The sequence below is a fragment of the Nitrosomonas sp. TNE100 genome (genome assembly GCF_055387135.1).
Map to the genome: position 1 here is coordinate 468,334 of NZ_AP040997.1, position 18,772 is coordinate 487,105.

28 protein-coding genes and 3 pseudogenes are annotated in these 18,772 nt (G+C 40.9%); all 31 read left to right on the forward strand.

Annotation, left to right across the window (positions count from 1 at the left end):
* Positions 1-58: 58 nt before the first annotated feature.
* Positions 59-472 (forward strand): annotated as a pseudogene (locus tag ACZ5EJ_RS02270) (transposase family protein); the annotation flags it as partial.
* Positions 473-506: 34 nt separating this feature from the next.
* Positions 507-1,658, forward strand: coding sequence for a cell division protein ZipA (locus tag ACZ5EJ_RS02275; RefSeq protein WP_011633664.1), 1,152 nt, complete (start codon positions 507-509; stop codon positions 1,656-1,658).
* Positions 1,659-1,689: 31 nt separating this feature from the next.
* A complete protein-coding gene (locus ACZ5EJ_RS02280) occupies positions 1,690-1,929 on the forward strand; it encodes a CDGSH iron-sulfur domain-containing protein (RefSeq protein WP_011633665.1) in 240 nt (79 codons plus the stop codon).
* Positions 1,930-2,056: 127 nt separating this feature from the next.
* A complete protein-coding gene (locus ACZ5EJ_RS02285; protein ID WP_074455432.1) occupies positions 2,057-2,602 on the forward strand; it encodes a L,D-transpeptidase family protein in 546 nt (181 codons plus the stop codon).
* A 155-nt stretch (positions 2,603-2,757) separates the two neighbouring features.
* Positions 2,758-3,468, forward strand: a pseudogene (locus tag ACZ5EJ_RS02290) (IS5 family transposase).
* A 261-nt stretch (positions 3,469-3,729) separates the two neighbouring features.
* Positions 3,730-4,107 (forward strand): 30S ribosomal protein S12, encoded by a 378-nt coding sequence (gene rpsL / locus ACZ5EJ_RS02295; RefSeq protein ID WP_074455433.1) that lies wholly within the window; start codon positions 3,730-3,732, stop codon positions 4,105-4,107.
* Between the two features lie 65 nt (positions 4,108-4,172).
* Entirely contained in the window at positions 4,173-4,643 is a 471-nt protein-coding gene (gene rpsG, locus ACZ5EJ_RS02300; RefSeq protein ID WP_074455434.1) for a 30S ribosomal protein S7, read from the forward strand.
* A gap of 70 nt (positions 4,644-4,713) precedes the next feature.
* Positions 4,714-6,804, forward strand: coding sequence for an elongation factor G (fusA, locus tag ACZ5EJ_RS02305; protein WP_464557374.1), 2,091 nt, complete (start codon positions 4,714-4,716; stop codon positions 6,802-6,804).
* Between the two features lie 29 nt (positions 6,805-6,833).
* The gene (gene tuf / locus ACZ5EJ_RS02310) at positions 6,834-8,024 is read left to right on the forward strand and encodes an elongation factor Tu (RefSeq protein WP_011633671.1); all 1,191 of its coding nucleotides are present in this window, start codon (positions 6,834-6,836) and stop codon (positions 8,022-8,024) included.
* An 80-nt stretch (positions 8,025-8,104) separates the two neighbouring features.
* A complete protein-coding gene (gene rpsJ, locus ACZ5EJ_RS02315) occupies positions 8,105-8,413 on the forward strand; it encodes a 30S ribosomal protein S10 (protein ID WP_011633672.1) in 309 nt (102 codons plus the stop codon).
* A 47-nt stretch (positions 8,414-8,460) separates the two neighbouring features.
* Complete coding sequence (gene rplC, locus ACZ5EJ_RS02320) at positions 8,461-9,114, forward strand: 50S ribosomal protein L3 (RefSeq protein ID WP_074455449.1); 654 nt, start codon at positions 8,461-8,463, stop codon at positions 9,112-9,114.
* Positions 9,115-9,131: 17 nt separating this feature from the next.
* Positions 9,132-9,752 carry a 50S ribosomal protein L4 gene (gene rplD / locus ACZ5EJ_RS02325; RefSeq protein ID WP_074455450.1) on the forward strand — a complete coding sequence of 207 codons (621 nt, stop codon included), beginning with the start codon at positions 9,132-9,134 and terminating at the stop codon, positions 9,750-9,752.
* The gene (gene rplW, locus ACZ5EJ_RS02330; protein WP_074455451.1) at positions 9,749-10,084 is read left to right on the forward strand and encodes a 50S ribosomal protein L23; all 336 of its coding nucleotides are present in this window, start codon (positions 9,749-9,751) and stop codon (positions 10,082-10,084) included. The genes rplD and rplW overlap by 4 nt, the downstream gene beginning before the upstream one ends.
* Positions 10,084-10,917 carry a 50S ribosomal protein L2 gene (gene rplB, locus ACZ5EJ_RS02335; protein ID WP_011633676.1) on the forward strand — a complete coding sequence of 278 codons (834 nt, stop codon included), beginning with the start codon at positions 10,084-10,086 and terminating at the stop codon, positions 10,915-10,917. Before rplW ends, rplB begins: the two co-directional genes overlap by 1 nt.
* A 4-nt stretch (positions 10,918-10,921) precedes the next feature.
* Positions 10,922-11,206: a 30S ribosomal protein S19 gene (gene rpsS / locus ACZ5EJ_RS02340; RefSeq protein WP_074455452.1), complete on the forward strand. Its 285-nt coding sequence runs from the start codon at positions 10,922-10,924 to the stop codon at positions 11,204-11,206.
* A gap of 8 nt (positions 11,207-11,214) precedes the next feature.
* A complete protein-coding gene (gene rplV / locus ACZ5EJ_RS02345) occupies positions 11,215-11,547 on the forward strand; it encodes a 50S ribosomal protein L22 (RefSeq protein ID WP_011633678.1) in 333 nt (110 codons plus the stop codon).
* 38 nt (positions 11,548-11,585) lie between these two features.
* Positions 11,586-12,212 (forward strand): annotated as a pseudogene (gene rpsC, locus ACZ5EJ_RS02350) (30S ribosomal protein S3); the annotation flags it as partial.
* 105 nt (positions 12,213-12,317) lie between these two features.
* Positions 12,318-12,734 (forward strand): 50S ribosomal protein L16, encoded by a 417-nt coding sequence (gene rplP, locus ACZ5EJ_RS02355; protein ID WP_011633680.1) that lies wholly within the window; start codon positions 12,318-12,320, stop codon positions 12,732-12,734.
* Between the two features lie 7 nt (positions 12,735-12,741).
* Positions 12,742-12,954 (forward strand): 50S ribosomal protein L29, encoded by a 213-nt coding sequence (rpmC, locus tag ACZ5EJ_RS02360; protein WP_041353422.1) that lies wholly within the window; start codon positions 12,742-12,744, stop codon positions 12,952-12,954.
* Positions 12,932-13,186 carry a 30S ribosomal protein S17 gene (gene rpsQ / locus ACZ5EJ_RS02365; protein WP_011633681.1) on the forward strand — a complete coding sequence of 85 codons (255 nt, stop codon included), beginning with the start codon at positions 12,932-12,934 and terminating at the stop codon, positions 13,184-13,186. Before rpmC ends, rpsQ begins: the two co-directional genes overlap by 23 nt.
* A 78-nt stretch (positions 13,187-13,264) precedes the next feature.
* On the forward strand, positions 13,265-13,633 hold the full coding sequence (rplN, locus tag ACZ5EJ_RS02370) for a 50S ribosomal protein L14 (protein WP_011633682.1): 369 nt from the start codon (positions 13,265-13,267) through the stop codon (positions 13,631-13,633).
* 18 nt (positions 13,634-13,651) lie between these two features.
* Complete coding sequence (gene rplX / locus ACZ5EJ_RS02375; protein WP_074455512.1) at positions 13,652-13,969, forward strand: 50S ribosomal protein L24; 318 nt, start codon at positions 13,652-13,654, stop codon at positions 13,967-13,969.
* 15 nt (positions 13,970-13,984) lie between these two features.
* Positions 13,985-14,524: a 50S ribosomal protein L5 gene (gene rplE, locus ACZ5EJ_RS02380; RefSeq protein WP_074455453.1), complete on the forward strand. Its 540-nt coding sequence runs from the start codon at positions 13,985-13,987 to the stop codon at positions 14,522-14,524.
* Between the two features lie 13 nt (positions 14,525-14,537).
* Positions 14,538-14,843, forward strand: a complete 306-nt coding sequence (gene rpsN, locus ACZ5EJ_RS02385; RefSeq protein WP_011633685.1) for a 30S ribosomal protein S14 — start codon at positions 14,538-14,540, stop codon at positions 14,841-14,843.
* A gap of 73 nt (positions 14,844-14,916) precedes the next feature.
* Positions 14,917-15,312, forward strand: a complete 396-nt coding sequence (rpsH, locus tag ACZ5EJ_RS02390) for a 30S ribosomal protein S8 (RefSeq protein ID WP_074455454.1) — start codon at positions 14,917-14,919, stop codon at positions 15,310-15,312.
* Positions 15,313-15,324: 12 nt separating this feature from the next.
* On the forward strand, positions 15,325-15,864 hold the full coding sequence (rplF, locus tag ACZ5EJ_RS02395) for a 50S ribosomal protein L6 (RefSeq protein ID WP_011633687.1): 540 nt from the start codon (positions 15,325-15,327) through the stop codon (positions 15,862-15,864).
* Between the two features lie 21 nt (positions 15,865-15,885).
* Positions 15,886-16,248 (forward strand): 50S ribosomal protein L18, encoded by a 363-nt coding sequence (gene rplR / locus ACZ5EJ_RS02400; RefSeq protein WP_011633688.1) that lies wholly within the window; start codon positions 15,886-15,888, stop codon positions 16,246-16,248.
* A 16-nt stretch (positions 16,249-16,264) separates the two neighbouring features.
* Positions 16,265-16,798: a 30S ribosomal protein S5 gene (rpsE, locus tag ACZ5EJ_RS02405; protein ID WP_176752563.1), complete on the forward strand. Its 534-nt coding sequence runs from the start codon at positions 16,265-16,267 to the stop codon at positions 16,796-16,798.
* A 5-nt stretch (positions 16,799-16,803) separates the two neighbouring features.
* On the forward strand, positions 16,804-16,989 hold the full coding sequence (gene rpmD / locus ACZ5EJ_RS02410) for a 50S ribosomal protein L30 (RefSeq protein WP_074455455.1): 186 nt from the start codon (positions 16,804-16,806) through the stop codon (positions 16,987-16,989).
* A gap of 2 nt (positions 16,990-16,991) precedes the next feature.
* Positions 16,992-17,453: a 50S ribosomal protein L15 gene (gene rplO, locus ACZ5EJ_RS02415; protein WP_074455456.1), complete on the forward strand. Its 462-nt coding sequence runs from the start codon at positions 16,992-16,994 to the stop codon at positions 17,451-17,453.
* Positions 17,443-18,765 (forward strand): preprotein translocase subunit SecY, encoded by a 1,323-nt coding sequence (gene secY, locus ACZ5EJ_RS02420; RefSeq protein ID WP_074455457.1) that lies wholly within the window; start codon positions 17,443-17,445, stop codon positions 18,763-18,765. The genes rplO and secY overlap by 11 nt, the downstream gene beginning before the upstream one ends.
* Positions 18,766-18,772: the final 7 nt, after the last annotated feature.

Sequence of the window (18,772 nt, forward strand, 5' to 3'; positions counted from 1 at the left end):
AATTATCAAGCCGTTGTTGGAGCGTGCGCGCAGGAAGACCTACCCCAGACGCATCTAAGGATTACCCCATGCAATCGCAGTCACTACAGCTGAGGTGGCAGGCCGTAAGGGGGGCTTTGCTGGTGGCTGCGTCGTTGCAAACAGGGGCTGCTGTAGGGACAAAGTCTACTGTACGACAGCGCCTATCTGGGCAAACCTTTTGCCCAAGGAGTGTGCGAAATCCTGGGAAAGTTTGTGACGGTACAAATCGCTAAACATAGCGAGCTGCCATACCTTTAAAGTCATACCCAGGTGCTGGATTGTGGGACGTAGCTTCACGTGGCGAGAAAAGAATCAGTGACTGTGAAAAAACTGTGAGCGAGTACTCAATGCCAGCTTACAGTTCATTCACTTGGCATTTCTGGTGATCCTGCTGAAAAGAGTTGGAACAGGTTCTGAGAAGTGCCCTTGTGTGCGAGCAGAACGATTATAATCGTACCAATTGTGCCAAAGGGGGATAACAGTTTATGAGTGATTTGCAAATCAGCCTGGTTATTATTGGTGTTGTGATTATTGCCGGGGTTGTCATATTCAACAGAATTCAGTTGGCTCGTCATCATCGCCGGGTTCAGGATGCGTTCAGACATGAACATGATGATGTTTTATTGAGTGATGAGCATAAACCAATATCTGTAGATGAACGGATTGAGCCACAATTTGGTGATGAAGTACCGTCAATTCAGGATGATGCGACGGATTTGGCCAATGTTCCGGCGAGTGCTTTGTCTGAACGGCATGTGGCGAACGATCAGCCGGTACAGAAAGAGCCCGGTGTGCAGAAGAAAGCGGCTAGCGTTGATAGCATGATCAATTATATTGCCGATATTCGCTCAAACTCACCTATCCCGCATGAGAGACTCATAGATCTGCTGCAACAGAAGTTCGATTACGGTAAGCCAGTGCGCTGGTACGGCCTGCAGTCAGAAGGACAGCTGTGGGAGGAGATTTCGCTGGATACGCTTAGCCCCAGAAATACGTATATCGAATTGAAAGGATGCTTGCAGCTTGTGGATCGCTCTGGACTGGTAACAGAAATTAATTTATCGAGATTTCGTGACATGGCCGAAGATTTTTCTGTGCAGATTCACGCGGAAGTTGATTGTCCTGATATTGCGGATGCGTATGCCAGGGCGGTTGATCTGGATAGATTTTGTGCTGATGTCGATGTGATTATGGGTGTCAATATTATCAGTAAAGATGGTGGTGCTTTTGTTGGAACCAAAATCCGTGCGTTGGCGGAGGCATCTGGTTTTAGGCTGGAATCCGAAGGGGTTTTCAGATACCGGGATAGCGAAACGAATGAGGTGATGTTTTCCCTTGGCAACTTTGAGTCTGCTCTGTTTTTGCCGGCAAATATGCGGACGTTGACTACTCGGGGCATTACTTTTCTGTTAGATGTGCCCAGGGTCGCAAATGGTGAGAAAGTATTTGATCAGATGGTCCATATTGCCAGACTTTTTTCATCGACATTGAACGGCCTTCTGGTGGATGACAACAGAGTACCGCTGAGTGAAAGTGGAGTAAAAAGAAGTAGGCAGCGGTTGGCTGATATTCAAACTACAATGGCGGCACATAGTATTGCTGCTGGTAGTGAAACAGCCCTGAAGCTATTTGATTAACAGTATCTCAAGTGTTCCGTGGGAGTAAGCCATGGATAAATCTGGTGCTGTGCAGAATCATCCGATTCAGGTTCAGCTGGAAATTGGGAAGCGATATTACTGGTGTCGATGTGGTCTCAGTCAATCACAACCATTCTGTGACGGTTCTCATAGAGGTGCCGGGATAAACCCTGTGCCATTTACGATTAGGGAAGCTGGCTCGGTTTGGCTTTGTGTCTGCAAAAAAACAGGTAATGCTCCTTTTTGCGACTGTTCTGGTAGTGAGCCATGATTTTTTATGCATTCTGATTGGATCTGGGGCTTGGGTGCACGAAAACCATGAACTACTGCGATATTGAAGCAGAGATAGTAGGGGTGTTCAGAGTGGGTTATTAATTTTTGACAGATGTGGTTTGACAATGCGCTGGATTCTAACCGGATTATTTTTGTTATTGGTATTTCCACTGCCAAGCCGTGCAGCTCAGGACGTGTGGATTCTGATAGATACTTCAGAGCACCGGCTTAGTGTCATGCGCAAGGATAAAGTCTTGCTGACTTTTGATAATATCGCTATTGGTCGGTATGGCGCTAGCCACTCAAGGATGCGAGGAGATAATCAAACACCGCTAGGATCGTTCCGAATCAGTTGGGTTAAACAACATGACCGCTTCTATCGTTTTTATGGCATTAATTACCCTAATCGAGAGGTTGCGGACTTGGCTCTTTCAGAGGGGAGAATTTCGCGACAAGTCTGGGAAAATATAATGAATACCATTGAATCCACGGGATTGTCACCACAGGATACATCGCTTGGTGGTTACATAGGTATTCATGGCATAGGTAAGGGTGATCAGGCAGTACACTCTCGTTTCAATTGGACAAATGGATGTGTGGCTCTTACTAATGTCCAAATTGATCAATTGAATCCGTGGGTAAAACTGGGTACGCGTGTGGTAATACGATGATAGTTCCTTCATGAAAGGATTCTGAAAAATACGATTGAGTAAAAAGATGTCGATGTGCCTAATTTATTAAGGCCTGTTCCTGTTTGATCCCAAGCTATTAATTTAAAGAAGCAAGTTCGTATCGTTGTAGCTCTCACCAGCAATAGGAGCTTGCAATACCTTGGTTGTTACTCAATGCAGAACTCTGGCTGAAGCTACTGGCCATTTTGCTTCACAATCACCTCTACAACAAGCAAGATTTGCGTATGACTGTCGAAGGCATACTGTACCGCATGGTACCGGTTCATTCGGGAGCTGGAGCAAGGTTTATAAACGATGCACCGCCTAGTCTGTCAGCGGAAAATGGCTCAAGGTATTTCAGGCTCTGGTGGTTGAGCTGGACATGGAGCGGGTTTTTATCGATGGTAGCTATCAAGGCTCACCAGCACAGTGCGAGCGGTAAGGATAAGGCAATCGGAAAAAGCCAGGGCGGTGTAAAATGCACATGGCGGTAGATACCCACGGGCTTCCCCCATCGCATTCAATATTATCGGTAGTCAGATCAATGATTGCACACACGCATTGGCTTTGCGATCCAGGCTGGGCGCGGCTCAATCCATTATCGCAGACAAAGGACTATGACAGTCAGGCCATTCGCGATCAAATCGAACAACAAGGTGCCAAGGCAGTCATTCCAGGGGAGTGGAACTCCAAAACAGGTAATACAGATCCGGACCGAGGACTATACCGGTACCGACACCTGGTAAAAAATATTTTCGCACGGTTGAAACAGTGCCGGGCGGTGGCCCCGTGCTTTGATAAATTCCAAAAAAACCACGAAAGCCTCGTGGCTATGGGTTTGTACCTTCCTGTGGTTACCAATGTGAAATGGGAACAGACCTTTGGATAGTCAGTTGATTTAACTGCGGCAACAGAATACTTTAGCCTTGACTTGAAAATAATAACGCCGTAAAATTCGCAGTCTTTTTTAGCCGCTATATAAGGCGAGAGGGTTTTGTGTAAAACAAGGCTATAGGAAAGCAAAAGAAAAACATAGGTTGAAGGCGTAAAAAAGAGTCTGCGCTATTTTAATGAAAACAACCTGCATAATAGAATTAAAACTTGATGTATGAAAAGCTGGGAGCAAAATGCCGACAATTAGTCAATTGGTGCGCAAGCCACGTAAAGCAAAGCAAGTAAAAAGTAAGGTTCCTGCTCTTGAGAGCTGTCCCCAGAAAAGAGGGGTGTGCACTCGTGTTTATACGACAACGCCTAAAAAGCCAAACTCTGCGCTCAGGAAAGTGGCCAGGGTGCGATTAACCAATGGTTATGAAGTGAGTAGCTATATTGGAGGCGAGGGGCATAATTTGCAGGAGCACTCGGTTGTATTGATCCGTGGTGGAAGAGTTAAGGATTTGCCGGGTGTTCGGTATCACACTGTGCGCGGAAGTTTGGATACGGCTGGTGTGAAAGATAGAAAGAAAGCGCGTTCAAAATATGGTTCAAAAAGACCAAAAAGTGCATAAGATATATAGTTCAGTGTGCGTATAGCTGTGTGAGATTAATAATCAAAATATTGAGATAGTGCAAAATGCCTAGACGCAGAGAAGTGCCCAAAAGAGAGATTTTACCGGATCCAAAATACCATAATGTGGAATTGGCTAAATTTGTAAACGTATTGATGACGCGTGGAAAAAAATCAATTGCTGAGCAAATCATATATGGTGCTTTAAGTTACGTAGAGAAAAAATCGGGAAAGGATCCGGTGGAGGTATTTACACAGGCGCTGTCAAACATCAGGCCGGTCGTAGAAGTTAAAAGCAGGCGGGTAGGTGGTGCGAATTATCAGGTTCCGGTTGAGGTTAGGTCGGTGAGAAGGAGTGCTCTGGCTATGCGGTGGTTGCGAGACGCAGCTCGTAAGCGTAGTGAGAAGTCAATGGATTTAAGATTGGCTGGTGAATTGCTGGAGGCTTCTGAGAATCGTGGAACGGCAATTAAGAAGCGTGAGGAAGTGCATAGAATGGCAGAATCAAATAAAGCATTTTCTCATTTCAGGTTTTGAAGAGTTGGCTGCTTATATATAAAGTACAGCTGTAGCTATTTATCAGAAAAAACAATCTTAGGGTGTGGCAGTGTCAAAAAGAAATCCGTTAGAGCGATACCGTAATATAGGCATCATGGCTCATATTGATGCAGGAAAAACAACAACAAGTGAGCGTATATTATTTTATACAGGTGTTTCTCATAAGTTGGGAGAGGTGCATGACGGTGCTGCCACTATGGATTGGATGGAGCAAGAGCAGGAAAGGGGCATTACAATTACTTCTGCCGCCACAACATGTTTCTGGAAGGGGATGGCGGGCAATTACCCCGAGCACAGGATTAATGTAATTGATACACCAGGGCACGTAGATTTTACGATTGAAGTGGAGCGTTCATTGCGGGTTTTGGATGGAGCTTGTACGGTATTTTGTTCGGTTGGTGGTGTGCAGCCACAAACAGAGACGGTTTGGCGGCAAGCAAATAAGTATGGCGTTCCGAGGCTGGCTTTTGTAAATAAAATGGATCGATCGGGTGCAAATTTTATGCGTGTCCGTGAGCAAATGATAAGTAGGCTTAAGGCAAATCCTGTGCCAATTCAATTGCCTATCGGAGCGGAAGATAAATTTGCTGGCATCATTGATCTCGTGAAGATGAAAGCTGTTTATTGGGATGATGCAAGTCAAGGCACGAAATTTGAGGAGCGTGAAATACCGGCTTCTCAACAAGCTGATGCGGCTGCTTGGCGCGAAAAAATGATAGAGTCTGCGGCCGAAGCAAGTGAAGAGTTGATGAATAAGTATTTGGAAGCGGGTGATTTGGCAGTGGAGGACATCAAGCAAGGGCTACGTGCAAGAACAATAAATAATGAAATCGTGCCAATGCTTTGTGGGACAGCATTCAAAAATAAAGGTGTGCAGGCTATGTTGGATGCTGTTTTAGATTATTTGCCTTCACCATTAGATGTACCGGCAATTAAAGGTGTAGATGAAAATGGCTTGGAGGATGAGCGTGGACCAAGTGAAGATAGTCCATTTGCAGCTCTAGCATTTAAGATTGCGACAGATCCCTACGTTGGGCAGCTAATATTTTTTCGGGTATATTCTGGGACTGTTAAATCAGGTGATACTGTATTTAATCCTGTTAAAGGAAAGAGGGAAAGGATTGGTAGATTGTTGCAGATGCACGCTAATCAGCGTGAAGAAATTAAAGAGGTTGGAACTGGCGATATTGCTGCAGCAGTAGGTCTGAAGGAAGTTACAACGGGGGATACATTATGTGATCCTAATCATGTAATTACTCTGGAACGTATGGATTTCCCGGAGCCAGTTATTCATGTAGCGGTAGAGCCAAAAACTAAGATTGATCAGGAAAAGATGGGGATTGCACTTAACCGTTTAGCTCAGGAAGATCCATCTTTTAGAGTTAGAACAGATGAGGAATCTGGCCAGACGATTATTTCTGGTATGGGTGAACTCCACCTGGAAATTATTGTTGATCGGATGAAGAGAGAATTTGGAGTGGAGGCAAACGTAGGTGCTCCACAAGTTGCATACCGAGAATCGATAAGAAAGCAAGTTGAGATTGAGGGTAAATTCGTTAAGCAAAGTGGTGGTCGTGGTCAATATGGTCATGTATGGTTGCGAATGGAGCCTAATGAAGCAGGTAAGGGATTTGAATTTGTTGATGAAATTAAGGGTGGTGCTGTTCCGAGAGAATATATTCCTGCTGTTGAGAAAGGATTGCGGGATTCATTATCGAACGGAGTGCTTGCCGGATACCCGGTTGTTGATGTAAAAATCGCATTATTTGATGGTTCATACCACGATGTTGATTCCAATGAAAATGCTTTTAAGATGGCTGCATCAATAGCGTTTAAAGATGGTATGAAAAAAGCCAGCCCAGTTCTTTTGGAGCCAATGATGGCAGTAGAAGTGGAAACACCATCTGAGTTTATGGGTAATGTGGTTGGTGACTTATCTTCACGTCGTGGAATTATTCAGGGAATGGAAGATATTCCAGGGTTTAAGGTGATACGATCAGAAGTACCATTGGCGGAGATGTTTGGGTACTCCACTATACTTCGATCTGCTACTCAAGGTAGGGCAACATACTCTATGGAGTTCAAGCATTATTCTGAAGCTCCAAAAAATGTGGCTGAGGCAATCATCAGTAAGAAATAAAGCTATTCAAATAAAAAGAGGTTGACGTAATGGCGAAAAGTAAATTCGAGCGGGTGAAGCCGCATATAAATGTAGGGACGATAGGCCATGTGGATCATGGGAAAACGACGTTAACGGCGGCGATCACGACCATCCTGACCAGGAAATTTGGCGGGGAAGCCAAGTCGTATGCTCAGATAGATTCGGCGCCCGAGGAGCGTGCACGTGGGATTACTATTAACACATCCCATGTTGAATACGAAACAGATAAACGCCATTACGCGCACGTTGATTGCCCGGGTCATGCCGACTATGTGAAGAATATGATCACAGGAGCGGCGCAGATGGATGGCGCTATTCTGGTGGTATCAGCGGCTGATGGGCCCATGCCGCAGACACGCGAGCATATTCTGCTGGCGCGACAGGTGGGAGTGCCTTATATCATTGTCTTCATGAATAAAGCTGACATGGTAGACGATGCTGAGTTACTTGAGCTCGTCGAAATGGAAATACGTGAACTGTTATCCAAGTATGATTTTCCAGGGGATGATACACCTATTATTATTGGTTCAGCACTGAAAGCGCTGGAAGGGGATAAAGGTGACATCGGTGAAGCAGCTATTCTGAAGCTGGCGGAAGTGCTGGATTCATACATCCCGGAGCCACAAAGAGCGATTGATGGGGCTTTTATTATGCCTGTTGAAGATGTGTTCTCAATCTCCGGACGTGGAACTGTTGTTACAGGGCGTGTGGAGCGCGGTATAGTCAAGGTTGGTGATGAGATAGAAATTGTGGGATTGCGACCTACAATCAAAACGACATGTACCGGTGTCGAGATGTTTCGGAAGTTGCTGGATCAAGGGCAGGCCGGAGACAACGTTGGTATATTATTAAGAGGTACCAAGCGAGAAGAGGTGGAGCGTGGCCAGGTTCTGGCTAAGCCGGGTAGTATACTGCCACACACCAAATTTTCTGCGGAGATATATGTGTTGAGCAAAGAAGAAGGTGGTCGGCATACACCATTTTTTGCAGGATATCGCCCACAGTTTTATTTCAGAACAACTGATGTAACAGGCTCCATTGAACTGCCGGCAGGCGTCGAAATGGTGATGCCAGGTGATAATATATCAGTTAATGTCAATTTGATTGCGCCAATAGCAATGAGCGAGGGATTGCGTTTTGCTATTCGTGAAGGTGGACGTACCGTCGGCGCTGGTGTGGTCGCCAAAGTAATTGAATAAGTTTAGATACATCGATACTGCTAAGGATTGGTAGTCTCATATAAAACAAGCTCCGTAAAATATACAACTTAGAGTGCTTTATGCAAAATCAAAAAATACGTATACGTTTAAAAGCTTTCGACTATCGCCTAATAGATAAGTCAGCTGTTGAAATAGTAGAAACAGCAAAGCGGACAGGAGCTGTGGTTAAGGGGCCAGTGCCACTGCCGACGCGTATTGAACGATTTGATGTGCTGCGATCACCGCACGTAAATAAAACTTCGCGCGATCAGTTTGAGATTAGAACGCATTTGAGGCTAATGGATATTATTGATCCTACAGATAAAACAGTAGATGCACTGATGAAGCTTGATTTGCCTGCTGGTGTTGATGTTGAAATCAAGCTGTAGTTTATTTATTAGCTATAGAAGGCAAAAACTCAAAGTAGAGGAAGCAAATGAAATTAGGGCTTATCGGTAAAAAAGTAGGAATGACTAGAATCTTTACCGAGTCTGGAAGTAGCGTGCCTGTCACCGTTCTTGATGTTTCGAAAAATCGTGTGGTGCAGATTAAAACAGCTGAAAGAGATGGCTATTCAGCAATTCAGTTGACGCAAGGATATCGACGGAAAAATAGAATAACAAAGGCACTATCTGGTCATTTTGCACGAGCTGGTGTAGAGGCAGGAAAAGTAATAAAAGAATTTAGAATAGAGCAGCAAGCTATCAATAGCAACCTAAAATTAGGTTCTGAAATAAACGTCGAAATTTTCCTGATAGGGTCAAAAGTAGATGTAAGTGGGGTGTCTATAGGTAAGGGATATGCTGGTACTATAAAGCGTCATAATTTTTCTTCGAGTAGAGCCAGTCACGGTAATTCAAGATCACATAATGTTCCGGGTTCGATTGGTATGGCGCAAGATCCAGGTCGGGTTTTCCCCGGGAAGAAAATGACAGGTCGGTTGGGGGGTGTAAATAGCACAATCCAGAATATTGAAGTTGTACGTGTTGATACTGTTCGTGGTCTGATTTTTTTGAAGGGATCGGTTCCGGGTTCAAAAGGCAACGGAGTTTTTATACGCCCAAGTGTGAAACACGCAAATAAACAATAACTGATAAGTATAAGCAAATGGTTAAAATTCCTTGTAGAAGCGAAAATGGACAAGTTGTTAATATTGAAGTATCAGATTCTGTTTTTGACAGGGTATATAACGAGGCATTGGTTCATCAAATAGTGACATCGTATTTGGCGAATGCCAGAAGCGGTACTCGAGCCCAAAAGGGGCGATCTGAAGTTGCCGGTTCTACGCGCAAACAATGGAGACAGAAAGGAACCGGAAGAGCAAGAGTTGGTGCAGCATCGAATCCATTGTGGAGGGGAGGTGGGAAAATATTTCCCAATAAGCCAACAGAAAACTTTACCAAAAAAATAAATCGCAAAATGTATCGTGCGGGGATGTGTACGATATTTTCCCAACTATTAAGAAATAGTAAATTAGTAGCGATAAGTGAATTTCAGGTCGCGACTACAAAAACAAAATTTTTTTTGCAGAAATTAAAAAATTATCAACTTGAAAATGTAATGATTATTACTGATGAAGTAGATGAGAATTTATATCTGGCTTCCAGAAATGTACCGAATGTAAAAGTAGTCGAGATTGACTTAATAGACCCTGTAAGCTTATTGTCTTATGATAACGTTGTTATTACTCGCGAAGCAGTAAATAAAATTGAAAGCGTATTGCAATGAAAATTATCAATATAGGCAGTGAAAGAGCACTGGAAGTAATAAAAGCTCCACAAATTTCCGAGAAGGCAACTTTTTTAGCTGAGAAAGTTAGGCAAATCATATTTTATGTTTCACGCGATGCTAATAAAGCTGAAATTAAATTAGCTATTGAGCAGATTTGGAAATCACAGAATATTAAAGTAAAGAGCGTACAAATAATAAATGTAAAGGGAAAGAAAAAAAGATTTGGCCGATATATAGGGCAAAAATCAGATTGGAAAAAAGCATTTGTTAGTCTAAGAGATGACCGCGAGATAGATTTTACTGATGTAAGGTTATTTGAGGATAAATAATGACACTTAAAAAATCAAAACCTACCTCTCCAGGTCAAAGAGCAGTGGTTAGATCTGTAAACAGTTTTTTATATAAGGGAAATTCATATTCCGCATTAACTGAGAAAAAGAAAAAAAATTCAGGTAGGAATAATTCTGGAAAGATAACAGTACGACATATTGGTGGGGGACATAAACATCATTATCGGATTGTCGATTTTTGCAGAAATAAAGATGATATTCCTGCAAAGGTTGAGCGCATTGAATATGATCCTAACAGAAGTGCGTATTTAGCATTACTTTGCTATGCGGATGGAGAAAGGAAATATATTATTGCAGCAAAGGATATAGAGGTGGGCTCGTACGTGGTCAATGGATCAGGTTCTCCAGTTAAAACTGGTAATGCATTGCCTATCCGTAACATTCCGGTTGGAAGTGTGATTCATTGTATCGAGCTAAAGCCTGGTAAGGGAGCGCAATTAGCACGTTCTGCTGGATCCTCTGCTCAGCTTATGGCGCGCGAAGGTGACTATTCTCAGATTAGATTGAGATCGGGTGAGATCAGGAAGATACATATAAATTGTAGAGCAACAATTGGAGAGGTTGGTAATTCCGAGCATAATTTGCAATCAATAGGTAAGGCTGGGGCTGTAAGATGGAGAGGAATTCGTCCAACAGTTCGAGGTGTGGCGATGAATCCTGTTGATCATCCTCATGGTGGTGGAGAAGGTAAAACTGCCGCTGGAAGGCACCCTGTAAGTCCTTGGGGCACGCCTTCAAAAGGATCCCGGACAAGAAGAAACAAGAGGACAGTCAATATGATTGTTCGAAGCAGATATTCTAAGAAAGGTTAAAAGTATGAGCCGATCTATTTCAAAAGGTCCTTTTGTTGATTTACATCTCATCAATAAAGTCATAGCTGTTCGTAAAAATAATGATAAAAGGCCTATAAAAACTTGGTCACGGAGATCAACCATTCTCCCGGATTTTATTGGATTAACTATTTCTGTCCACAATGGAAGGCAGCATATTCCCATTTTTATAACAGAAAACATGGTTGGTCATAAACTTGGTGAGTTTTCTCATACTAGAACGTTTAAAGGCCATGCTGGTGATAAGAAGGCAGCAGGTTCTAAGCGATAGGATTATATATGGAAACATCTGTAGTTTTACGTAGCGTAAGATTATCCGCTCAAAAAGGGCGGTTAGTGGTAAATCAAATTCGAGGATTGCAGGTTGATCAGGCTATTAAGCTCTTGACATTCAGTCCAAAGAAGGGGGCGGTAATTATTTTAAAGTTACTTGAGTCAGCGGTAGCAAATGCGGAGCACAATGAAGGTGCTGATATTGACGAATTAAAGGTAGCTCGAGTTTTTATAGGGCAAGGATCTTCACTAAAACGTGTTAGTCCGCGCGCAAAAGGGAGAGGAAATCGTATATCAAAACCAACATGTAATATTTTCTTGACCGTCTGCAATAGATAGAAATTTATTAAGTAAACATGAAAAAAGGTAAATAATTCATGGGTCAAAAAATTAATCCGACAGGATTTAGACTTTCAGTTCTGAAGAACTGGTCTTCTCGTTGGTATGCAAACACAAAGAAATTTTCAGTTTTTTTAAATGAAGATATTAATGTGCGGCAGTATCTTCAAAAAAGATTAGCGCATGCTTCTGTAGGAAGTATCATTATTGAAAGACCATCAAGAAATGCAAAAATCACAATACATACGTCAAGACCAGGTGTTGTAATTGGTAAAAAAGGCGAAGATATTGAGATTCTTCGTAAAAATGTTGAGAAACTTATGAATGTTCCCGTGCACATCAATATAGAGGAAATACGTAAGCCTGAGATTGATGCGCAACTTATTGCGGCTAGTATTACTCAACAGCTTGAAAAAAGAATAATGTTTAGAAGAGCTATGAAAAGGGCGATACAAAACGCTATGAGATTAGGAGCTCAGGGGATTAAGATAATGAGTTCTGGAAGGTTGAATGGTATAGAAATAGCACGAACTGAATGGTATCGAGAGGGAAGAGTGCCTCTTCATACATTAAGAGCCGAAGTTGATTACGGAACTTCAGAAGCTAAAACAACTTATGGTGTGATTGGCGTTAAAGTTTGGGTTTTTAAAGGGGAACAGCTTAGTGTGAGGGATCGTCAAAACTAAGCAAAAGCTTAATCTCTCTGAGAGTCAGCTCAGATTAAGTTTGTGACTATATTTTAAAGTAGCTCGAAAGCAAGGGATTTAGTAATGTTACAACCAGCCAGAACCAAGTTTCGTAAGCAGCATAAAGGTCGCAATACTGGTATGGCAACCAGAGGCGCAAAGGTTAGTTTTGGGGAGTTTGGGCTTAAAGCTATAGGCCGTGGAAGATTAACCTCAAGACAAATTGAAGCGGCTCGACGTGCAATGACGAGACATATCAAGCGTGGTGGACGTATTTGGATAAGAATTTTTCCAGACAAGCCTGTTTCGCGAAAACCTGCTGAAGTTAGAATGGGAAAGGGCAAGGGGAATCCAGAGTACTATGTTGCAGAGATTCAGCCAGGAAAAGTGCTTTATGAAATGGATGGAGTTGATGAACTGCTTGCACGTGAGGCTTTTAGATTGGCTGCTGCAAAGCTACCAATGCAGACGGTATTTGTGATAAGGCATTTAGGGAGTTAATTTCTTAATGAAAGTAATAGAATTAAAGGGAAAAGGATTGCCAGATTTGGAAAAAGAGCTTTTATCGTTAAGAAGAATCCAATTTGGTTTGAGATTCCAGTTGAAGACGCAACAGCTTACAGATACGTCTCAAGTTAAAAAAGTGCGTAGAGATATAGCGCGTATTAAAACCATTATTCGAGAAAAAGAGGATGGCGATGAATTTAGACAATCAAAGTAAATATCTGATTGGACAAATTATAAGTGATAAGAGAGATAAAACAGTAACTGTAAGAATTGACAGAAAAGTAAAACACCCTCTTTATGGAAAAATTATCACTCGTTCAAAAAAATATCATGCTCACGATGAGCATAATCAATATAAAGTGGGCGATGTGGTGGCTATAAGTGAAGCACGCCCTATATCAAAAACCAAATCTTGGCGAGTAATCAAGGTAGTAAAGATTAATTGAATATAACCCTCGATTGAAAAGTGTTATTTATATCCTACCGTACAAAATTTAGAATCAATCTTAACAGGAAGTATAAATATGATTCAGATGCAGTCTTTACTAAAAGTAGCTGATAATACGGGGGCTCGCACTGTAATGTGTATCAAGGTTCTCGGAGGATCAAAGCGAAGATTTGCTGGAATCGGAGATGTTATTAAAGTTGCTGTAAAAGATGCCGCGCCTCGTGGTCGTATCAAAAAAGGAGAGGTTTATAACGCGGTTATTGTACGAACGGCAAAGGGAATTCGCAGATCTGATGGCTCTTTGGTGAAGTTCGATACGAATGCCGCGGTAATTTTGAATAATAAATTAGAGCCTATAGGTACTAGAATTTTTGGTCCGGTAACACGTGAGCTTCGTACAGCAAAGTTCATGAAAATAGTGTCTCTAGCTCCCGAAGTAATTTAAAGTAAAGAGCTTATGGCCATGAAAAAAATCAGGAAGGGTGACAACGTAATTATATTATCAGGTAAAGATAAGGGTAAGCAATCAACGGTAATTAAGTTTGAAGGTGTAGAAAAAGTAATAGTTAGAGATGTAAATAGAGTTAAATCGCATGTTAAGCCTAATCCAAGTAAAAATATTGTTGGTGGGATTATTGAAATAGAAAAACCAATTCATGTTTCTAATATTGCAATTTTTAATTCTGACAAAAATAAGGCGGATAGAGTCGGTTTTAGGTTTAATGAATCAGGTAATAAAGTACGCTACTTTAAATCTGATGGCACTCTAATAGATTTGTAAGGATAGAAGAATAAAATGGCTCGATTATTTGATTATTATAAAAATATAGTTATAAAGGAACTAATACAGCAGTTTAATTATAAAACTGTGATGCAGGTTCCTAAAATAACAAAGATAACTCTAAATATGGGTGTTGGTGAGGCGGCTGTTGATAAAAAAATAATGGAAAATGCCGTCAGTGATCTGGAAAAGATCTCGGCACAAAAACCCATAATTACGAAAGCGAAGAAATCTATTGCAACTTTTAAAATAAGGCAAGGTTATCCGGTTGGTTGCATGGTAACTTTGCGTGGAATAAAGATGTACGAATTTTTGGATCGTCTTGTAAGTATTGCTATCCCTCGTATACGTGATTTTAGAGGAATAGGAGGAAAAGGTTTTGATGGCCGTGGTAATTTTAATATGGGAATTAAAGAGCAGATTATATTTCCTGAAATAGATTACGATAAGATTGATAAATTGCGTGGTTTGAATATAACGATGACCACAACGGCCAAAACTGATATAGAAGCTAAGGCTTTGCTTTCTGCTTTTAAATTTCCATTTAAAAATTAAAGGAAGGAATAATGTGGCTAAGAAGTCAATAGTAAATCGTAATATAAAGAGGATGGAAATAGTAAATAAATATGCGACACGTCGTTCAGAATTAATTGCTGTCTTAAAAGATACCAAATCAGATATTGAACAAAAGTCAACAGCGCGTAATTTACTTCAAGGACTCCCTAGAAACTCTAGTCCCGTTAGGCTGCGTCAGAGGTGTATCTTGACTGGAAGGCCAAGAGGAGTATATAAAAAATTTGGTTTGGGAAGAATTAAGCTGCGTGAAATAGCGATGCGTGGTGAAATTCCAGGTGTTATTAAAGCAAGTTGGTAAAGTTAAGCTTTGACTTTGAAGAAAATTGTGATAAAAAAGTTATTTCTGGAACAAAATATAATTTGGTGTATATATGTGCATGACTGATCCAATAGCTGATATGCTTACGCGCATAAGAAATGCGCAGGCTGCAGAAAAAAAAGAAGTAAAGATCCCTTCATCAAAGTTAAAAAAAGCAATTCTAAAAATACTAAAAGATGAAGGATATATTGAGAGCTATCAAGAGATAGTCAGTGATGGAAAGTTATATGTAGATATATGTTTGAAATATTTTAACGGCGGACCAGTTATTACTTCACTTACCAGGATAAGTAAGCCAGGATTAAGAAGGTATTCATCACGAAATAATCTGCCGAAGGTGATGCATGGTTTGGGTATAGCTATTGTATCAACCTCTAAGGGTGTTATGACCGAGCGTTCGGCAAGAGCTGGAGGAGTTGGTGGTGAGTTATTGTGCATAGTTGCGTGAGGTAATTTAATAATGTCTTTCTACACAACAACAAAACCAATCGAGATACCAAAATTAGTGGAAGTCCAGTTGACAGAATTGGGTATAGCTATAAAAGGGCCTTTGGGAAGTTTATTTCAATTAATTGATGTTCATAATACTAAAATTGAAATGAGCTCAAATTATTTAACTATTCAAGCCTTAAACTCTTCAAAACAAGCAAGATCTATAGTGGGAACGATTAATGCCTTGATATCAAATATGATTAGAGGTGTGACAAATGGATTTGAGAAAAAACTTCTCATTGTAGGAGTTGGGTATAAGGCACAAGTTTCTGGCAATATTTTAAATTTGAATCTCGGCTTTTCTCATCCTATATCTTATTCCGTTCCAGAAGATATTAAGGTGGAAACGCCAAATCCAACTGAAATCCTAATCAAAGGTATCGACAAACAAAAAGTTGGTCAGGTTGCTGCGGATGTTAGATCTTATCGGCGTCCTGAACCATATAAGGGAAAGGGAATTCGATATTTTGATGAGAAAGTTATAATTAAAGAAACTAAGAAAAAGTAATAGTGATATAAGGATAAGATAATGTTGCTAAATACGATCAAACAGGCTCGCTTAAGGCGTGCTAAAGCAACTAGAATTAAAATTAGCAATTCAAAGCGTTTTAGGCTGTTGGTTCATAAGAGTAATAATCATATTTATGCGCAGATTTTGGATCCTTCATCAAATAATGTGGTTGTTAGCGCTTCGACAGTTGAGGCGGAGGTAAAAAAACAATATCCAAACGGTGGGACGGTGGAAGCTGCTAGGTATATTGGTCAATTAGTGGCTAAGAAATCTCTTGATTCACAGATTAGTGAAATAGCTTTTGATAGATCTGGATTTAAGTATCATGGCCGAATAAAGGCTCTTGCTGATGCAGCTAGATCAGCAGGGATGAAGTTTTAAAATAAAGGTAATTGCGGTGGCTAAAACAACGAGATCTACAGGTACAAAAACTCAAGACGAAATAAAGGCTGATGGATTGAAAGAAAAAATGATTTCTGTCAATCGTGTTACCAAAGTTGTAAAAGGTGGTAGAATTCTTGGTTTTGCTGCTTTAACAGTGGTTGGTGATGGGAAAGGTAGTATCGGCATGGGTAAGGGGAAATCTAGGGAGGTTCCTTTAGCCGTGCAGAAGGCTATGGATGAGGCTCGTCGTGGAATGATTAAGATTAACTTGATAAATGGTACGCTTCATCATCCCATAATTGGTCGACATGGTGCAGCCAGAGTGTATATGCAGCCAGCTTCAGAAGGGACAGGAATCATCGCTGGTGGTCCTATGCGTGCTATTTTTGAAGTGATGGGTGTACATAATATTTTAGCTAAGTGTTTGGGTTCTACAAATCCGTATAATATAGTGCGAGCTACTCTGAATGGCTTAGATAAAATCCAAACACCCGCAATGATTGCCGCTAAAAGAGGTAAAAGCATAGACGAAATTACTGGGGCCTGATTTAAATGGAAAAATTAAAATCTATAAAAATAACCTTGGTAAAAAGTTTAATTGGTACAAAAAAGAGACATAGATTGATAATACAAGGTATGGGATTAAGGAAGATTAACCGTACAGTTTTTTTGCCGGATTTACCTTCGACTAGAGGTATGATTAATAAAACAGCATATCTATTGAAAGTAGAGGAATAAAGGTGAGACTTAATACTATAAAGCCTGGTATGGGTTCTACAAAACCCAGAAGAAGAGTGGGGCGTGGGATTGGTTCCGGGTTAGGTAAAACATGCGGCAGAGGGCACAAGGGACAGAAATCGCGGGCAGGCGGTTTTCATAAGATTGGCTTTGAAGGGGGGCAGATGCCATTGCAACGCAGATTGCCTAAGAGAGGTTTTGTGGTCTATGGGAAGAAACAAATACAAGAGATTAAACTATCTAGTTTGTTGTTAATTGATCGGAATGAGTTTGATACATCTGTATTGCATGAATTCAACCTTATAAAGTCTATTAATTACCCTGTAAAAATTATTGCAGATACTCAGGCTTGTACACGAGCTATAAGGCTAAAAGATTTAAGAGTAACTCGAGGTGTCAAAGATATAGTAGAGCACGCGGGTGGTCAGGTTGAATTAACTATAGAAGATGTAAATGGTATCTAAATCAAAAGCTGCTTTGTCTGATAGATTCTATGATTTAAAAAAGCGATTGTGGTTTTTGCTGTTTGCTTTGATTGTGTATCGCATTGGTACACATGTTCCCGTTCCTGGAATTGATTCGGTTGTATTAAAAGATCTTTTTAACTCCCAGGAAGGTGGAATACTGGGAATGTTTAATATGTTTTCGGGGGGGGCTCTTTCAAGATTTTCCATATTTGCACTTGGAATTATGCCCTATATATCGGCATCCATTATTATGCAACTTGGAACAGTAGCTGTTCCGTATTTGGAATCTTTGAAAAAGGAAGGTGAATCAGGCAGGAAAAAGATAACGCAATACACTCGTTACGGTACGCTGCTACTTTCTACATTACAAAGCTATGGAATTTCCTTTGCCTTGCAATCACAGCCTGGCTTAGTGGTGGAACCAGGAATGCATTTTATATTTACAACAATCATTACGCTTGTAACTGGATCCATATTCCTCATGTGGCTTGGAGAGCAAATCACAGAGCGCGGAATTGGGAACGGAATTTCTTTGATAATTTTTGCTGGAATAGCAGCTGGATTTCCAAGTGCTGTTGGGGGGACTCTTGAGCTGGTAAATACGGGCGCAATGCATTTCTTTACTGCCTTATTTATTTTTATTGCAGCTATAGCTATTACAGCACTGGTTGTTTTTATAGAGCGTGGCCAACGGAAAATATTGGTAAACTACGCAAAAAGACAGGTAGGTAAGCAGATGATGGGTGGCCAATCATCTCATTTGCCTCTAAAGTTAAATATGTCTGGAGTTATACCTCCAATATTTGCTTCCAGTATTATTTTATTTCCCGCAACTTTAGCTGGTTGGTTTTCTGATAGCCTGTCTCTAAATTGGTTAAAAGATTTTAGTAATACGTTGGCACCTGGACAGCCTATTTATGTTGCTTTATATGCTACATTGATCATATTTTTTTGTTTTTTCTATACCGCACTTGTATTTAATCCGAAGGAAACGGCAGATAATCTGAAAAAAAGTGGGGCTTTTATACCTGGAATACGTCCAGGTGACCAAACTACGAAATACATAGAGCGTATTATGTTGAGGTTAACATTAATTGGTTCAATTTATGTCACGCTAGTTTGTCTGTTACCTGAGTTTATGATTTTAAAATGGAATGTTCCATTTTATTTTGGAGGAACTTCGCTGCTAATAATTGTCGTGGTTACCATGGATTTTATGGCTCAAGTTCAGTCTCATGTGATGTCAGGTCAATATGAGAGTCTGTTGAAGAAAGCTAACTTCAAAACCAGTGGTAACTTTTTACGATAGTTGGGTT